This window comes from Sulfuriroseicoccus oceanibius, assembly GCF_010681825.2.
Lineage (GTDB): Bacteria > Verrucomicrobiota > Verrucomicrobiia > Verrucomicrobiales > SLCJ01 > Sulfuriroseicoccus > Sulfuriroseicoccus oceanibius.
In genome coordinates this window covers 1,616,372-1,630,368 of the sequence record NZ_CP066776.1, presented here as the reverse complement: position 1 = coordinate 1,630,368, position 13,997 = coordinate 1,616,372, and the positions used below count along the sequence as shown (strand labels likewise).

The following is a 13,997-nucleotide window of genomic DNA, read 5'->3' as shown; positions in this document are numbered from 1 at the left end:
GAAAATTTAATTTCAACCACTCTAGCCGAGGGGTTCTCCCGCCAGCGCATTGCCCAATACGCTATCGAAGCCCGGATACGACGTATCGATACACGCCACATCCTTGATCACGGTTTCACCTTTGGCGGTCATCCCGGCCACGGCGAATGCCATCGCGATACGGTGGTCATGGAAGCATTCAAGCTCGGCTCCGTGCAACAACGCCCCACCTCGGATGACCATACCACTGTCACGCTCGGTAACGTCAGCTCCCATGGCCTTGAGGTTTTTCACCACGGCGCTAATGCGGTCGGTTTCCTTGACGCGCAACTCGGCGGCGTCGCGAATTTCGGTGACACCATTGGAAAGCGCGCCAGCCACTGCCAGCACTGGGATTTCGTCGATAATGTTGGCAATTTCATCGCCTTCCATCACCACGCCCTGCAACTTCTTACCGGTCACTTCGATGTCGCCCATTGGCTCACCATCGTCCGGCCCGCTGGTCACGGTAATTTTGATATCCGCCCCCATGCGTTTGAGCACGTCGAGGATACCTGTGCGGGTTGGATTCAAGCCCACACCCCGCACGATCAGTTTGGCACCAGGACGGGTAGCAGCAGCCACCAACCAGAATGCGGCGCTGGAGATATCGCCCGGCACGGTGATGTCGCGGGCATCCAGCTTCACCGGGCCCTCAATAGCGACCAACCCTTTGCCATCGGTCTCCACCGGCACCCCGAAATGGACAAACATACGCTCGGTATGGTCGCGGGTTTCCGCCGGCTGATGAATACTGGTGCGCCCCTCACAGAACATACCGGCAAGCAACACGCAGCTCTTCACCTGGGCGCTGGCCATTGGCAATGTGTAATGCACGGAGTGCACTTCATTGCCACGGATGGTAAGCGGCGCAGTCTGGCGCTCGCCCACACCTTCCGCCTCGGCACCCATCAACTGGATCGGCGTGATGATGCGCCCCATCGGACGACCGCTTAAAGAAGCATCGCCCACGAGAGTCGACTCAAATGGCTGGGCGGCGAGCACACCTGCGAGCAGGCGCATGGCGGTACCCGAGTTACCACAGTCAATCTCAGACTGTGGGGCCTGCAGGTTCATCCCAACACCTGTGATCGTAAGCTTGGTCGGCCGCTGTGGGTCCTCGCCCTCGGCAGGAGTCACCGTGGCGCCAATACCTTCCATGGCACGAGCGGTACACAAACAATCGTCACTGGCGAGGAACCCCTCGATATGGGATGTCCCATTCGCCAAACCGGCAAAAATCGCGGATCGGTGGGAGATGCTTTTATCTCCAGGCACCGAGATTTCACCCTGCACCGGATCGGCCTGATGGATGGTCAAATTCTTCATTAGCGGCATTGTAGTAGGGTTGAACAAAAGATCAAAAAAAGCAGTGCGAAATCGTCTAGGTGGCGTCGGTGGTTTCTCACAATGTAGCCAAGTCATCGCGCAAAGCCTTGGCCTCTGCCAACAACGCGGTCAATCGCGCGGCATCCGCTTGCGCAACGGCCTGCTCGAAAGCTTCAAGCGTTTTGCCAGCCTCCTTAAGGGCCTCGGCCACCGCTTGTTGATTCTCCAATAAAATCTCCGTCCACATCGCCACGCCCCCGCTGGCCACCCGACTGGTGTCACGCAAGCCATTACCCGCGAAGCGCCCCATCTCCGTATCCTCGCGGAGCGCACCAATCGCAGCTACTGCAGCCAACACATGCGGCAAGTGACTGATTTTCGCCACCACAGCATCGTGCTCGGCCGCATCGATACTGTGAACCTCACAACCGACCTCGGACCAAAAGCTCCGCACCACCTCAAGAGCGGAGTCGGACGTCGTCTCGCCCGGACAAACGAAACAACGTGCCCCGCGGAACAAGTTCCGGTCCGCCGCCCCGATCCCCGACTGCTCAGAACCACACATCGGATGAGCCCCGACAAACGAAACTCCCGCTGGATCCAGCACAGCCGGCAATTCCCCTGCCAGCGAGCCCTTCACACTCCCCACGTCAGTCACCCACAGAGGTCGCTCACTTTCGGGCAAATTGGCGATACGCCGCGCCAAATCGGGCATCACGCCCACCGGCACCGCCAGCACCACCAACTGCACACCACGCACAGCCTCCTCAAAATCCGTCGTCACACGCCCCGAAAAACCAGCACCAATCGCTCCATCCAACGCAGCCTCACGCCGCCCCCACAAACGCAACTCCTCCAGCCCGGCATCACTCAATGCCAATGCCAGCGAACCACCCAACACACCAGGGCCAATAACCGCGACTGATTTCACTGCACACTTCATAAATTCTCCACTCCTATCCCCCCACCCGAAAAGCAACGCAACCCTCAAGTCCCGTCACTATATAAAAAATCACGGCCGGAGCGGCAATCCATCCACTCCGACCGTGATCAGTCAAAAACTACAGCCGATTAAGGCACGCGGAAGTATTTCCCTGGCGCGTACGGATCCTCGACGATCACCCCGGGGCGCATGCCGCGGACGTCGGCATGCCCTGCATCTTTGTTATGCGGGCTGTAAACCAATCCCTCCTTGCCTGGCACCGGGATAGCGTAAGGAATCTCCAACTTGGGCTCAGGCTCGGCAGGCTTTTCATTGTTGCCGGCCACATTCGATGGCGGTGCCGGCTCTGGATCCGGGTCAGGTGTCGTCACTGGGTTCCGTGGCGGGGTGGGCGTGGTATCCAAGTCAATTGGCGCGGGATCATCCACCGACGCAGTGGAAACAGGCCCCGGGTCACTGACCGCAACCGTCGCCCCCGGATCGACCGGAGGAATCGGAGCAGTCCCCCCACCCGTCACAGTCCCCTCGTATCCATAACGATTAGGTGACGCGGTAAGAGCCGGGTTAACACAGGATGATAGAGCGACCACCCCGAGCAAGGTGAGCGGAAAAAGTAGAGCTTTCATATCAATGGGTCTCGATAAACGATAAAACGATCCGCACCGTCGATGCGGATCCAATTGCGTTGGTACATTAAGAAAGTTTCTCAATCGGGCAAAGATGAATTCCGGCGATGGACGCAAAATTAGCGAACAACCGCCCCCACCCCAGCCCGTACCCAACGCGGACCACAATCGAACGTGACGAACCCACCTCCCCTTTCGAGTCAATTATCGAAGGCCGCAAATCAGCGCCCCCCACAAGACGCCCGTGGCTTGCATTTCCGACGGATCGCCTGATGGTAAATTTCAGACCATGAGCAAATCCGCAGACAACCCAGAGGTGACCACCGAGATCACCATCACCGGCAACCTGACCCACAAGGCCTTCCACGCAGTGGCGAAAAACGGCTACCGCTTCGTTGCCGTTTTGCCCATGAAACTTGCCGACCAAGCTGAAACAGTCACTCCAGGAAGCCGCTGGATCGCCCAGTTCTCACCGTTTGACTTCAGCAGTGCCCGTTTGGTCGAGAAAGTAGCAGACGCGGCCGAGTAGCACACCACGCCACACTTCCCCGCGAAGTAACGCAGGGAGCATTGTAACACACGCCCCGTCATCATTTTTGCAGTCCAGGCACTGTGATTTTCCTCGCAAATTGGAGGAATTGAGGCTTGCCGGAATCGAACCATTGCGGCTCAAATGGAACCAAGGGCTTCGGCCTTCATTTGATAACCCAAACCAAACTTTCTGATCATGAACGAATCCACAGCACCTAATACCGGCGACCACCTCAAAGAGAGCGGCAGCCATCTCAAGGAGTCCAAAGCACACGCTGTCCAAGCTGCTGAAGAATTGCGCGCTGCAGCATCGGAAAAAGCCCAACAGCTCAAGTCCGCAGCCACCTCCAAGGCAGACCACCTGCGTGAGTCGGCATCGTCCACAGGCAACCGCCTGCGCACCGCTGCAGTCGATCGCAAGGACCGTATTTCCCACCTCACCGAAGAGAAAATCGCCGTCACCAAAGAGCGCGCAAAACAGTATCACGAGACCGGTGAGCAATACGTACGCGATAACCCGACCAAAGCCATCTGCACCGCCCTCGGTGTAGGGTTCGTCGTCGGTCTGCTTTTCCGTCGCTAAGACATTATTCAGCCAACTGACCAGTCGCCCCCCCCATTGGCGAGGAAGCGGTCAACCAATTCACGCCGTGTGGATCACCAGTTGATTCACACGGCATTCTTTGGCTTGTTGGGCAAACATCCCGCATGAACTCCGACTCACAGCCTCTCCCACCCGATTCCAGCGACCCGCCAATGCATCATGACGAGCCACCGTCCCAGCCACGGCCAGCAGCAGACGCCCCAACCGGCAGCGCAAAAGACCCCGGCTACTTTGAAGGTCTCAAACAAGATGCCGAGGATCTCAAGCAAGCAGCTGCACGCTATGCGTCCGCCCGGGCACAATTGCTGGGTATCGAGGCGAAGGAGGCAGCATCAGAGATTGGTGGAGCGGCCGCTAGATTGGCAGCCGCAGCGTTTTTCGGAGTCATCTTCTATCTACTCATCATCGCAGGGCTGATCGGTCTTGCAGAACATTACCGTCCTGACAGCTGGCCGATCGCCACGTTGATCATCGCCGCAGCTCATCTCATTCTAGCGCTTTTGCTATTTTTCTCAGGCAAGCGCAATCTGAGCAACCCGGACCGCTTCAGCGAATCTCTCAAACAATTCGAACACGACCGCGAATGGCTGAACCAAACATCGAAGAAGCACTAGACGATCACGAGCTCAAGCAGAGATTGGTCGCCGAACTCAACGCATCGCGTGCGGATCTTCGACGTTCGCAGGCCCGTTTGCGCCAACGGCTCGACCTCAAAACCCAGGCTCAGGGTATCTTCCAAAAGTACCCGGTCGCGGTGACCTCGGCGGCATTGGGTGGAGGCGTCGCATTAGCAGCCTCACTCACCGGATCGAAGAAATCGGAGGACAAACCAAAGAAAAAAAAGGGCCTCGTGCGTACCGGCCTTGGTTTTGCTACCGGTTTGGTAGTGAAGCCAATGCTTAAAAAATGGGCCACCAAACAAGTCGACGCTCTCGTCTCAGGTCGCACATCACGCTGAATTTCCAGTGGCGCGATCAGATGATCGTGTCACTGTCCGTTTTGCGAACCTTCGCTACATCCACTTTTTACTAAAGAATGTCACGGCTCAGGGCATTGAAACACTCGTTAGTTTAACAAACCTGTTTCAACCGGCGACGACCACTCCCTCTGCCAGGCATTCCAAAGAAAACCCCTCATGGATAACACCACAGAAGATACCGTACCCGTCCTGTCTTCCGTCGACGAGTACCTCCACATCGGCAAGGAGTACGAATGCTCCGACATCCACCTGGCAACTGCAGCCCCGCCAACCTGGCGCCGCTTCGGCGTGCTCCAGCCCATTTGGGAAAACGCGGCTCCACTCACAGCCGAGGACGCGGAACGTCTCGCCGACCGCTTCCTGACCCCAGAACAGAAGGAACGCTTGGACAAAGTCGGCGACGTCGACTTTGCCTACTCCAACGAGGAAGGCCGTTACCGTGCCTCCGTCGTACGCCAGCGTCTTGGGCTGGACATGACCTTCCGTATCATCAACACGAACATCCGCAGTGTCGATGATCTTCAACTCCCTCATGCCGTCAAACCGTTGACGCAGTATCAGAACGGACTGGTTCTCGTTACCGGCGCCGTCGGCTCTGGTAAATCGACCACGCTCGCCGCGCTCGTCGACTACATCAACGAGGACCGCGAAGACCACATCATCACCCTCGAAGATCCAATCGAAGCTGTCTTCGAGTCCAAGGGCTGCCACATTAACCAACGCGAAGTCCACACCCACACAGAGTCGTTCGCCAAGGCGCTCCGTGGCGCCCTGCGTGAAGATCCGGACGTCATCATGGTGGGGGAAATGCGCGACCTTGAGACCATCTCACTCGCCATCACCGCTGCGGAGACCGGCCACTTGGTGCTTGGAACTCTCCACACCGGTAGTGCTGCCCGAACCCTCGACCGTGTGCTCGATGTGTTCCCTATCGACCAGCGCGAGCAGATCCGCATCATGGTCAGTGAATCGTTGCGTGGCGTGATCTCCCAGCAGCTCGTCCCACGGGCCGACGGTACAGGCCGCGAGCTCGCGCTTGAGCTGCTCGTCAACACGCCGGCCGCCGCCAACTGTATTCGGGAAGGCAAGACGTTCATGCTTCCGGGCGTGATGCAAACCGGTAAGAACGTCGGCATGATCACGATGGACGATTCCCTCCGCAAACTCTACGACAAGGGCTTGATCACCCAGGAAGAAGCCCTCTCCCGCTGCGAGGACAAAACCTCGATGCAGCAGTACTTCCAAGTTTGAACCTCCTAACTCCCTTTCAAACCCACCATGGCTCAAATTGACCATTACTTCCGCGCACTCATCGAAGTCGGCGGATCCGACCTCCACCTATCCGAAGGACAGCCACCCAAGGTGCGTGTCCACGGCGCTGTAACCGCCCTTGAAGGCGAGCCCGTGCTCACCCACGACGTGATGCAGGCCCTCCTTTCGGAAATCTGCGAACCCAACGCCTTCGCCAAGTACATGGAGACAGGCGACTTGGACTTCGCCTACGAAATGGACGAAGACTCGCGTTTCCGCTGCAACTACCTGAAGCAGCAATACGGACTCGCCGCCGTCTTCCGTATCATCCCTACCAAGATCGCCACGCTCGACGACCTGGGCATCCCGGAGGTCGTCAAATCCTTCGGCCACCTGCGCAGCGGCCTCGTGCTCGTTACCGGCCCGACCGGCTCGGGTAAGTCCACCACGCTCGCCGCGCTGATCGACTACATCAACACCAACATGTCACGCCATATCGTGACCGTTGAGGAACCGATCGAATTCGTCCACCGCAACAAAAACAGCATCATCACCCAGCGGGAAGTCCCAATTCAGACTCCGTCGTTCGCCGATGGCCTGCGCGCCGCGCTGCGTGAGGATGCCGACATCGTGCTCGTCGGTGAGATGCGTGACTTGGAAACCATCTCGCTGGCCCTCACCGCCGCGGAAACCGGTCTGTTGGTCTTTGGTACGCTCCACACCAACAACGCCCGTAAGACCGTCGACCGATTGGTCGACGTCTTCCCATCCGACCAGCAAAGCCAGGTGCGCACCATGCTCGCGGCATCGCTGCGTGGCGTCGTCGCCCAGTTGCTCATGAAGCGCAGCGACAAGCCAGGCCGGACCGCGGTCAACGAGGTGCTCGTCAGCACGCCGGCGGTGAGCGCGATCATTCGTGAAGGTGCCACCCAGAAGCTTACCGACGTCATCACCGGCGGTAAGCAGCACGGCATGCAGTTCATGGACGAAGCAATTTGGGATCGCCTGCGCCAAGGCATGGTCACTCCGCTCGAGGCCTACATGAAGTCCATCGACAAGACCCGCTTCAAGAAGTTCCTGCCACAAGAGCAACAGGAACTCGGCAACGCCACCGGCGGAGCTCCGGACGAGGACTAACTCCCCGGACAGACAAGCTAAAAATTAACGCGCGCTTCGGACGACCCGGAGCGCGCGTTTTTGTTTGTCCGCAGATTATCCAAATAGAGATTCCCCATTGGAACGCCTATCGGACCCTTTTCAACTTCATGACGAGAGGCCGCCCCCTTCGCTTGAGGGTCAGAGTCAGCAAGTTGCCGCCGTTCAGCTCATAATTAAACAACTCATCACCTCCACGCTTGGCATGAGCCTGTCCCGCCGGAGCATCATCCATGATCATGTAAATCACTCCATTCCCTACGGCATAAAAACGATCGTCCGAAGCCGGGGGCACTGCGATCTCTCGCCCATCTACACGCTCCGGCTTCCTCTGAATCACGGTCGTCACCGACCCGTCCCCGAAAAACTCAATAGTGAACGACTCAACCCCATCCGGCAGCCCGACGAGCTCAGTGGACTCCCACTTCCCGATCAAAACGTGCGCCCGATCGAGCCACTCGACAGCATCTAGTGAACCTTCCTCGGCTGCAGCTGCCTCAGGCGACCACAACAAGCTGAGGCAGACAGCTACAGCCAAACTATAAAGCTTCTTCATAGCTAAAAACTAACCACAAGGCACCCTGATTACTACCTCTTCACTCAAAGCTCCAACTCACTCGTCATAAAATCTCAGCAATCGGCGTAATCTGCGGATCACAAAACAGAACCATAGAGAACTCCCGACTACTTCTCCAGCGTGCGCATGACACGTTTGTATTCAGGCCAGCCGCCGGCAAGCACGTGGGTCTTGATCGGCAAATTCAGCTCGCGCAGTTCCTCGAGCACCCGGTGGCTTTCGTCGCACTCGGTCGAGGCACAGTACAAAATCACGGAGGTCGAATCGAGCTCCACGCCGCCGCTCATCTCCAGATTGAAAAGCTCTTGGGACAAGTTATCGCCCTCGAGCACCGACACGTTGATCGCGCCGTCGATGTGCTCATCGGCATACTCCGCGCGCGGGCGCAGATCCACCCACAGCACTCCATTCTCCTCCGCCTTCTTCAAAGCTTCCTCTACAAGGATTTCGCCATCGCGCAAATCCGCCTCTGTGATCCCCACATCCAGCGTGGATCCATCCGGATGCACTGCTTTCACCACCAACGAAGCCACACCGATCAACACGGTGACAATGAGCACTTGAATAAAAAATCGATACATAGGGGAAGGAATCTAACGCGCGAGTCCAAAAATTCTGCGGCCAACCTACTCGCGAACCGCCACAAATACGATGTGATTTTTATACTTCTCGATCGGACAGTCCGTTTCAATCTTGAGCAACCCCAATTGCGGCACATCCAATTTGCTCGGAGTCACCCGCACGCGGTAATGCCGGCCTTTCTCGACCTCGTCAACAATCACCGCAAACGCAGGACGCGTACAACGTGCCGCCGTCACGTGGATCGGATCGTCGCCGGGGATCTTCACATCGAAAACCTGTTCCCCGCCCTCGCCACCGAGCGCCCACTCCAACTTCTTCGGCCGCACTTGGACCACTTCCGGCACCGTCACCCTCACCGTTAAGTCCTGCTCGTGGAACGCACCGTTCGCATCGCGCATCACAACGGTTAGTTTCTTTTCCAATTTGCCGCCAACCGCCCCCACCAGAAACAAGGCATCCACCGCACTCTTGCCACCGGGATCCACCTTTTGCTTCGGCCCCGCAGTGAGACACGCCCCGCAAGTGCTGCGGAACTCCACAATCTCCACCGCGATGTCGTGTGGGTTGTGGTACGGGAAACTCACCGGCACCCGATCCTGCTCGGGCGTCGCATCCGCCTCCCGCAACGTCACGTCAAACTTCAGCGGCCCGCCCAGCGCACCCGTCACCAACGCGTATCCAAACAACCAAGCCGCCCTGCTCAGCAAGCGATTAAACAAACCAGACATAAAGGAAGCAATACACCAAGACTCCCGTGATCGATACATAATACCAGATCGGGAAGGTCCAGCGAGCAATCCTGCGGTGCTTCTCAAAGTCTCCTTTGATCGCATGCTTCATCGTGATCAAAATCATCGGCACAATCGCCATCGCCAAGATCACGTGAGATGCCAGCATTGTCAGGTAGATCGCCTTCCACGTTCCTTCACCAGGAAACGGAGTGTGCACCCCTTTGACGTAAATCTTGTGCGCCACATAGCCTACCAAAAAGATCGCCGACGTCACAAATGCCGACACCATCATCTTCCGGTGCAACTCCTTTGCTCCCATCTTGATGGCAATAAACCCAACCGTCAAAAAGACCACTGCCGTCGCATTGAGGCACGAGTTCACAAAAGGCATGTCATGCATTGTCATAGCGCAGGACACCTAGCCCGAAATCTGCACAATTTCCACGGAAAGAACGCAAATTTCTACGTGCATCGCCCCCGCTGCTTGTGCAAGCTGTGGCCACTATTTTGGAAATCCAAACTAATTGAGCAATCCCCCCCCGATGCCGTACCCGCGCCCAGCCCATGCCTCCCTGCGCACCTCCTCTTCCGGATGGTGGTGCGCTCTGATGGTGGCACTCGTGTTCATTGGGACTGCGGTCGCGCGCACCGTGATTGTCATCGACGCTGGGCACGGAGGGATCGACAAAGGCGCCTACTGGGGAGGCGTTCGAGAGAGCAGGGTCGCTCTGGCCACCGCCAAGGAGCTCGAAAAAGAACTCAAACGCCGCGGCTTTCGCACCGTCATGACCCGCCGCACGGATAAGTTCGTACCGTTCAGCGAACGCGCACAGATCGCCAACCGTTACCCCAAAGCCATCTTCGTCAGTATTCACTACAATGCATCGACCAACCGCTCGGTGCGCGGCATCGAGACCTACTACCTCAGCCGAAAAGGGCGAAAGCTCGCCTCCAACGTCCAGACCGCCATGATGGAGCACGTCCGCAGCAAGGACCGTGGCATCCGTCGCCGAAATTTCAAAGTCCTGCGCGACACCAAACACCCTGCCATTCTGGTCGAATGTGGGTTTATCTCCAACTCATGGGAGCGTAAGCGCGCCAACTCGGCCTGGTACCAGCGCGCCATTTCGAAGCTCATCGCAGAGGGCATCGCTCGTTATTTCGGGTATTAGAATTTGAGAACAACATTCTCATGCCCTCCGGCTGGTGGTTGATGCTAAACCTTCAGCATGAACTCAAACACACCGCCGCCACAGGGACCGCCGCTGTACACGCCTTCGCCCACAGATCCCGCACGCAGGGACAACGAGAATCTCAAGCTGTTGGCTATCTTCCACTTCATCTTCGCCGGGCTTTACCTGCTCGCCATTCCATTTCTGATGCTCCAATTCACCTTGATGAATAGCATCACCAACATCGACCCCATGCAAGGCGGGCCCGACATGAACGCCTCCCCTCCCCCCGGAATAGTGACGGAGATGTTCGACACCTTGGGTTGGTTCTATCTGGCCATCGGAATCATCATCCTCGGATTCGTGGCAATTGAGACCATCTGCGGCCTATCGCTCCTCAAGCGCAAGAACCGCATCTTCTGCCTCATCGTCAGCGGACTCAACTGCCTGAGCATCCCCGTCGGCACAGCTCTCGGAGTCTGCACCATCATCATGCTGACCAAAGAATCCGTCATCGCCCAGTTCGAGCAGGCCGACCGCCAACACGCATCCCGCTAAGCATTTGCCAACCGCCCCGAGGTTCGATCATCATCAGGCGAATCTCTACCTATTCGGTTGTGTCGCCGAAAGGTTGTCGTGGAGTCGCTGCGCTCCGATCAGGATCTGGATAACGATAAGGATAAAGAGGTCCGTCCGACGCAGCACCGTTCGGCGCCCCCCACGGCGGGCCGTCCCTGAAAGGGACTCGCAAACCAGCCCAGGGTGACGGGAGCCCCAGGCGACCACACCCTGGGTTTTCCGCAATCCCCCCCCCCAGCCGGCCGAGCGTGAGATACCGACGAAGCCAACGACCTACCCGAGGGCCACTCACACAGCGTCGGCACACCTCCTCCTTCTAGAGAAAATTCGCGCGAATCCGCGCCATCTGCGCCCCCCCAGAAAACGAACCACGTCCGGTTCCGCCACACGCAGCGACCTACTCCGCAGCCCCCTGCAATCGCGCCGGCACGTCCTTTACATCAATTCCAGCCGCCGTCAGCACGTCCCACACTGTAATCAGAGTCCCCAGTGGCGCGCGACGGTCCGGCTCAAGTTCAAACCGAGCCAGTCCATTGCTCATCACTTTGCGTTCTTCGAGCAAGGCATGCATCTCCAGCGGCGTCGGCGCTTCGTTGCCGTCCACGAAAACCTTGCCCTGCTGGTCGATTGAAATCACCACATCAGCCGGTGCTGCAGCGGTTCCGCCAATGTTCGATGCAGTCGGCAACTCAATATCCAACCGCCGCTCGACCACAGTTTGTTCCTCCGTCGTCGTTTGTGCCGACTCCGAGGCCTGATCCTGATCGTCCTCCGTCTTGAACTGCATCGTCACGACGAAGAAAATCAGCAAGATCGCCAGAATATCGATCATCGACAACACCGGCACGACCGGACGATGACGTTTTCGGGTGAGAATGTTCATGGCTTGAAATGTAGAGTCGGTCGAATCTCCATCTGACGATGCTTAAGCCGCGTCTCCCTTGCGGCGTGCGCGGTTCAAATTGCTCACCAAGCCGAGCAACGCGACCTCTGCTTCGGTCGCGCGCAGCTCCACCTTGCGGGTAATCGCCGAATGCGCGATCACCGCCGGAACTGCCACAGCCAAACCGGCAATCGTTGTGGACAATGCCCGCCCGATACCAAAGGCAATCTCGCCAACATCCTTGTCCGCCTCGGAGAGCCCGCCAAACACCTGCACCAATCCCGCAGCCGTTCCCAACAGCCCCAGCAACGGACTGATCGTGATGATCACTTCCATCGCGCTGAGACCCCACTGCATCGCCACCATCATCCGGCGTGCTTTGACCTCCACCGCCTTGCCCACTTCCTCCTCGGTTGCCCCGAGGTTCGCCTCATCAAAGGCCGTCACGATGATCTCACGCAGCGGCGACTCATCTTCGCTCTTGTCCAACTCAGCATACAACGGCTCCATGGTCGGCTTGCCGTCCTGCCCCGCCGCTTGGCCCAATGCCTTCCACAACCCCGGAGGCATCGTACGGTCGGTACGCATCGCAAACGCGCGCACTGCGATGATGAAAATCAAACCGACACCACAAGCAAGAATCAGCCACAGGAAGAAACCGCCCTGCTCGAAAAACTCACCGATCGAACTATAAAGCACGGTGTTGGCAACAATAAATGGGGTCATGAAGTTCATGGATTAAATAGGTTTAAAGGCTCGAAAGGGATTAAGAATCAGCGGGCTCAACGAACGAAAAAGAGGAAATCAAACTCCACCTCAATGGGCTCGTCACCGACCTCGTCGCGGAAGTCGTCTGGGAATGCCGGAAGTTTCGTATTCTCCACCGCTTCCCGGGTAAAGTTCTGCTGCACGGTCGTCGCTCCCTCCGCGTACTCGACCACGACGCGATCCACGCTGCCGTCGCGACCGACAGTGACCGTGGTTTTGATCATGCCATTGGTAATGTGCTGGCCGTTCACCGGATCGTGGCACGCCCTCTGCCAGTTGCGGGTGATACGCTTTGAAATAGCCGCCAAATACCGCCCCGACGCAGTCCCCCGCGCCGCCAAGCTATCGATTCCATTGCGGTTGGTGCGCCCCTTGAATCGGCGCTTGATACGCTGCACATCGCCGGACCCTCCCGCCATCTGAGCGGTTTGCGGTTGTCCCGCGCCACTTTCATCCAACTCGGTATCCCCCTCGCCTTCCCCATCCACTTGTCCGTCACGGAACTCTACCGCCACCTGATCCAATCCTGGAATTGCTTCCACTTCGTCCACGGACTTGGACGCCCCCTCATTCACATCCACGGTATCAGCTACCGGCACCACCTCGGTCGGAGGTGTCTCCACCGCGCCCGATCCATCCCCTTCACCACCATTTCCAGGGCTGTCCGCATTGCCTAGCTGACTATCGATCAGCGATGCCAAACGGTCATCGGCCCGCCCATCAGCAGTCGTTGGCACGTCCTCGCCATTCGGATCCGCGGCATCCATCGAAGATCCAGCAGCCATGTCCTCCGAACTAATCCGATCCGTGTCCTCAGGCGGCGTCAGCGATTTCATGCCAACCGCCTCGCTAAATTCTGTGAACCGCTTCCTCGGCTCCACTATTTCTTCTTCCACCAGAACCTCTTCTTCCCATTCGGCGGGCAGATCCTCGGCAGCGCGCACCACAAAACTCGTCGGCGGCAAAATCATCACCTCCGCCACTTCTTTGTCCGGTTCCTGATCCTCCGCCGCCAAATCCTCGGTAACCGCGTCCGCCTCTTTGTCCGGCTCAGCGGCCACAATTTCCTCCACGGGCATCTCGTCGCGTTGTTTGAGAACCAACGTCCACAACACATCCATCGCCACCACGATCATAAAGACCGCGATCACAGAGCAAACTGCTCCAAGCCACAAATGGAGGGGACGAACCAACATGGAAATCAAAGAATCCGCGCCGGATTCATACGCTGCACGTCAGCGTCACACAAGCCTCCCCTTGTGCGGATTG

General features: G+C 57.8%; 18 protein-coding genes. 8 read left to right on the top strand and 10 right to left on the bottom strand.

The window, feature by feature from the left end; all coding sequences use genetic code 11:
* Nucleotides 1-21: 21 nt before the first annotated feature.
* The 3 genes from aroA to G3M56_RS06515 all read right to left on the bottom strand — a co-directional run bounded on the left by aroA (nucleotide 22) and on the right by G3M56_RS06515 (nucleotide 2,916).
* Nucleotides 22-1,347 carry a 3-phosphoshikimate 1-carboxyvinyltransferase gene (aroA, locus tag G3M56_RS06525; RefSeq protein ID WP_235203625.1) on the bottom strand — a complete coding sequence of 442 codons (1,326 nt, stop codon included), beginning with the start codon at nucleotides 1,345-1,347 and terminating at the stop codon, nucleotides 22-24.
* 76 nt (nucleotides 1,348-1,423) lie between these two features.
* The gene (locus tag G3M56_RS06520) at nucleotides 1,424-2,290 is read right to left on the bottom strand and encodes a prephenate dehydrogenase (protein ID WP_164363015.1); all 867 of its coding nucleotides are present in this window, start codon (nucleotides 2,288-2,290) and stop codon (nucleotides 1,424-1,426) included.
* Between the two features lie 128 nt (nucleotides 2,291-2,418).
* Nucleotides 2,419-2,916: a hypothetical protein gene (locus G3M56_RS06515; protein ID WP_164363014.1), complete on the bottom strand. Its 498-nt coding sequence runs from the start codon at nucleotides 2,914-2,916 to the stop codon at nucleotides 2,419-2,421.
* Between the two features lie 289 nt (nucleotides 2,917-3,205).
* Between G3M56_RS06515 and G3M56_RS06510 the strand changes: the two genes are divergently transcribed.
* From G3M56_RS06510 to G3M56_RS06485, 6 genes are all read left to right on the top strand, one after another.
* A complete protein-coding gene (locus G3M56_RS06510) occupies nucleotides 3,206-3,445 on the top strand; it encodes a hypothetical protein (RefSeq protein ID WP_164363013.1) in 240 nt (79 codons plus the stop codon).
* A gap of 198 nt (nucleotides 3,446-3,643) precedes the next feature.
* The gene (locus G3M56_RS06505) at nucleotides 3,644-4,030 is read left to right on the top strand and encodes an ElaB/YgaM/YqjD family protein (protein ID WP_164363012.1); all 387 of its coding nucleotides are present in this window, start codon (nucleotides 3,644-3,646) and stop codon (nucleotides 4,028-4,030) included.
* Between the two features lie 125 nt (nucleotides 4,031-4,155).
* Complete coding sequence (locus tag G3M56_RS06500) at nucleotides 4,156-4,665, top strand: phage holin family protein (protein ID WP_164363011.1); 510 nt, start codon at nucleotides 4,156-4,158, stop codon at nucleotides 4,663-4,665.
* Nucleotides 4,635-5,009 carry a hypothetical protein gene (locus G3M56_RS06495; RefSeq protein WP_164363009.1) on the top strand — a complete coding sequence of 125 codons (375 nt, stop codon included), beginning with the start codon at nucleotides 4,635-4,637 and terminating at the stop codon, nucleotides 5,007-5,009. The genes G3M56_RS06500 and G3M56_RS06495 overlap by 31 nt, the downstream gene beginning before the upstream one ends.
* A 177-nt stretch (nucleotides 5,010-5,186) precedes the next feature.
* Nucleotides 5,187-6,281, top strand: a complete 1,095-nt coding sequence (locus G3M56_RS06490; RefSeq protein ID WP_164363008.1) for a type IV pilus twitching motility protein PilT — start codon at nucleotides 5,187-5,189, stop codon at nucleotides 6,279-6,281.
* 27 nt (nucleotides 6,282-6,308) lie between these two features.
* Nucleotides 6,309-7,418 carry a type IV pilus twitching motility protein PilT gene (locus G3M56_RS06485; protein WP_164363007.1) on the top strand — a complete coding sequence of 370 codons (1,110 nt, stop codon included), beginning with the start codon at nucleotides 6,309-6,311 and terminating at the stop codon, nucleotides 7,416-7,418.
* 106 nt (nucleotides 7,419-7,524) lie between these two features.
* Here G3M56_RS06485 and G3M56_RS06480 read toward each other — a convergent pair whose 3' ends face one another.
* From G3M56_RS06480 to G3M56_RS06465, 4 genes are all read right to left on the bottom strand, one after another.
* Nucleotides 7,525-7,992: a hypothetical protein gene (locus G3M56_RS06480; RefSeq protein ID WP_164363005.1), complete on the bottom strand. Its 468-nt coding sequence runs from the start codon at nucleotides 7,990-7,992 to the stop codon at nucleotides 7,525-7,527.
* Nucleotides 7,993-8,120: 128 nt separating this feature from the next.
* Nucleotides 8,121-8,594: a rhodanese-like domain-containing protein gene (locus G3M56_RS06475; protein ID WP_164363004.1), complete on the bottom strand. Its 474-nt coding sequence runs from the start codon at nucleotides 8,592-8,594 to the stop codon at nucleotides 8,121-8,123.
* Nucleotides 8,595-8,639: 45 nt separating this feature from the next.
* Complete coding sequence (locus G3M56_RS06470; RefSeq protein ID WP_164363003.1) at nucleotides 8,640-9,323, bottom strand: DUF1573 domain-containing protein; 684 nt, start codon at nucleotides 9,321-9,323, stop codon at nucleotides 8,640-8,642.
* Complete coding sequence (locus G3M56_RS06465; RefSeq protein ID WP_235203623.1) at nucleotides 9,307-9,717, bottom strand: DUF420 domain-containing protein; 411 nt, start codon at nucleotides 9,715-9,717, stop codon at nucleotides 9,307-9,309. The genes G3M56_RS06470 and G3M56_RS06465 overlap by 17 nt, the downstream gene beginning before the upstream one ends.
* Nucleotides 9,718-9,868: 151 nt before the next feature.
* On the opposite strand from G3M56_RS06465, the gene G3M56_RS06460 reads away from it, so the two are divergent.
* Both G3M56_RS06460 and G3M56_RS06455 read left to right on the top strand, forming a co-directional pair.
* Nucleotides 9,869-10,498: an N-acetylmuramoyl-L-alanine amidase family protein gene (locus tag G3M56_RS06460; protein WP_164363000.1), complete on the top strand. Its 630-nt coding sequence runs from the start codon at nucleotides 9,869-9,871 to the stop codon at nucleotides 10,496-10,498.
* A gap of 57 nt (nucleotides 10,499-10,555) precedes the next feature.
* Complete coding sequence (locus G3M56_RS06455) at nucleotides 10,556-11,056, top strand: hypothetical protein (protein WP_164362999.1); 501 nt, start codon at nucleotides 10,556-10,558, stop codon at nucleotides 11,054-11,056.
* A 418-nt stretch (nucleotides 11,057-11,474) separates the two neighbouring features.
* Here the strand turns inward: G3M56_RS06455 and G3M56_RS06450 are convergent, their stop codons facing one another.
* The 3 genes from G3M56_RS06450 to G3M56_RS06440 are packed head-to-tail and all read right to left on the bottom strand — an operon-like array spanning nucleotide 11,475 to nucleotide 13,879.
* The gene (locus tag G3M56_RS06450) at nucleotides 11,475-11,960 is read right to left on the bottom strand and encodes an ExbD/TolR family protein (protein WP_164362997.1); all 486 of its coding nucleotides are present in this window, start codon (nucleotides 11,958-11,960) and stop codon (nucleotides 11,475-11,477) included.
* Nucleotides 11,961-12,002: 42 nt separating this feature from the next.
* Complete coding sequence (locus G3M56_RS06445) at nucleotides 12,003-12,695, bottom strand: MotA/TolQ/ExbB proton channel family protein (RefSeq protein WP_164362996.1); 693 nt, start codon at nucleotides 12,693-12,695, stop codon at nucleotides 12,003-12,005.
* Nucleotides 12,696-12,742: 47 nt separating this feature from the next.
* Nucleotides 12,743-13,879 (bottom strand): hypothetical protein, encoded by a 1,137-nt coding sequence (locus G3M56_RS06440; RefSeq protein ID WP_164362995.1) that lies wholly within the window; start codon nucleotides 13,877-13,879, stop codon nucleotides 12,743-12,745.
* Nucleotides 13,880-13,997: the final 118 nt, after the last annotated feature.

Coding starts and splice junctions, on each gene's coding strand:
- aroA (WP_235203625.1), bottom strand. CDS start 1,347: ATGAAGAATTTGACCATCCATCAGGCCGATCCGGTGCAGGGTGAAATC.
- G3M56_RS06520 (WP_164363015.1), bottom strand. CDS start 2,290: ATGAAGTGTGCAGTGAAATCAGTCGCGGTTATTGGCCCTGGTGTGTTG.
- G3M56_RS06515 (WP_164363014.1), bottom strand. CDS start 2,916: ATGAAAGCTCTACTTTTTCCGCTCACCTTGCTCGGGGTGGTCGCTCTA.
- G3M56_RS06510 (WP_164363013.1), top strand. CDS start 3,206: ATGAGCAAATCCGCAGACAACCCAGAGGTGACCACCGAGATCACCATC.
- G3M56_RS06505 (WP_164363012.1), top strand. CDS start 3,644: ATGAACGAATCCACAGCACCTAATACCGGCGACCACCTCAAAGAGAGC.
- G3M56_RS06500 (WP_164363011.1), top strand. CDS start 4,156: ATGAACTCCGACTCACAGCCTCTCCCACCCGATTCCAGCGACCCGCCA.
- G3M56_RS06495 (WP_164363009.1), top strand. CDS start 4,635: ATGGCTGAACCAAACATCGAAGAAGCACTAGACGATCACGAGCTCAAG.
- G3M56_RS06490 (WP_164363008.1), top strand. CDS start 5,187: ATGGATAACACCACAGAAGATACCGTACCCGTCCTGTCTTCCGTCGAC.
- G3M56_RS06485 (WP_164363007.1), top strand. CDS start 6,309: ATGGCTCAAATTGACCATTACTTCCGCGCACTCATCGAAGTCGGCGGA.
- G3M56_RS06480 (WP_164363005.1), bottom strand. CDS start 7,992: ATGAAGAAGCTTTATAGTTTGGCTGTAGCTGTCTGCCTCAGCTTGTTG.
- G3M56_RS06475 (WP_164363004.1), bottom strand. CDS start 8,594: ATGTATCGATTTTTTATTCAAGTGCTCATTGTCACCGTGTTGATCGGT.
- G3M56_RS06470 (WP_164363003.1), bottom strand. CDS start 9,323: ATGTCTGGTTTGTTTAATCGCTTGCTGAGCAGGGCGGCTTGGTTGTTT.
- G3M56_RS06465 (WP_235203623.1), bottom strand. CDS start 9,717: ATGCCTTTTGTGAACTCGTGCCTCAATGCGACGGCAGTGGTCTTTTTG.
- G3M56_RS06460 (WP_164363000.1), top strand. CDS start 9,869: ATGCCGTACCCGCGCCCAGCCCATGCCTCCCTGCGCACCTCCTCTTCC.
- G3M56_RS06455 (WP_164362999.1), top strand. CDS start 10,556: ATGAACTCAAACACACCGCCGCCACAGGGACCGCCGCTGTACACGCCT.
- G3M56_RS06450 (WP_164362997.1), bottom strand. CDS start 11,960: ATGAACATTCTCACCCGAAAACGTCATCGTCCGGTCGTGCCGGTGTTG.
- G3M56_RS06445 (WP_164362996.1), bottom strand. CDS start 12,695: ATGAACTTCATGACCCCATTTATTGTTGCCAACACCGTGCTTTATAGT.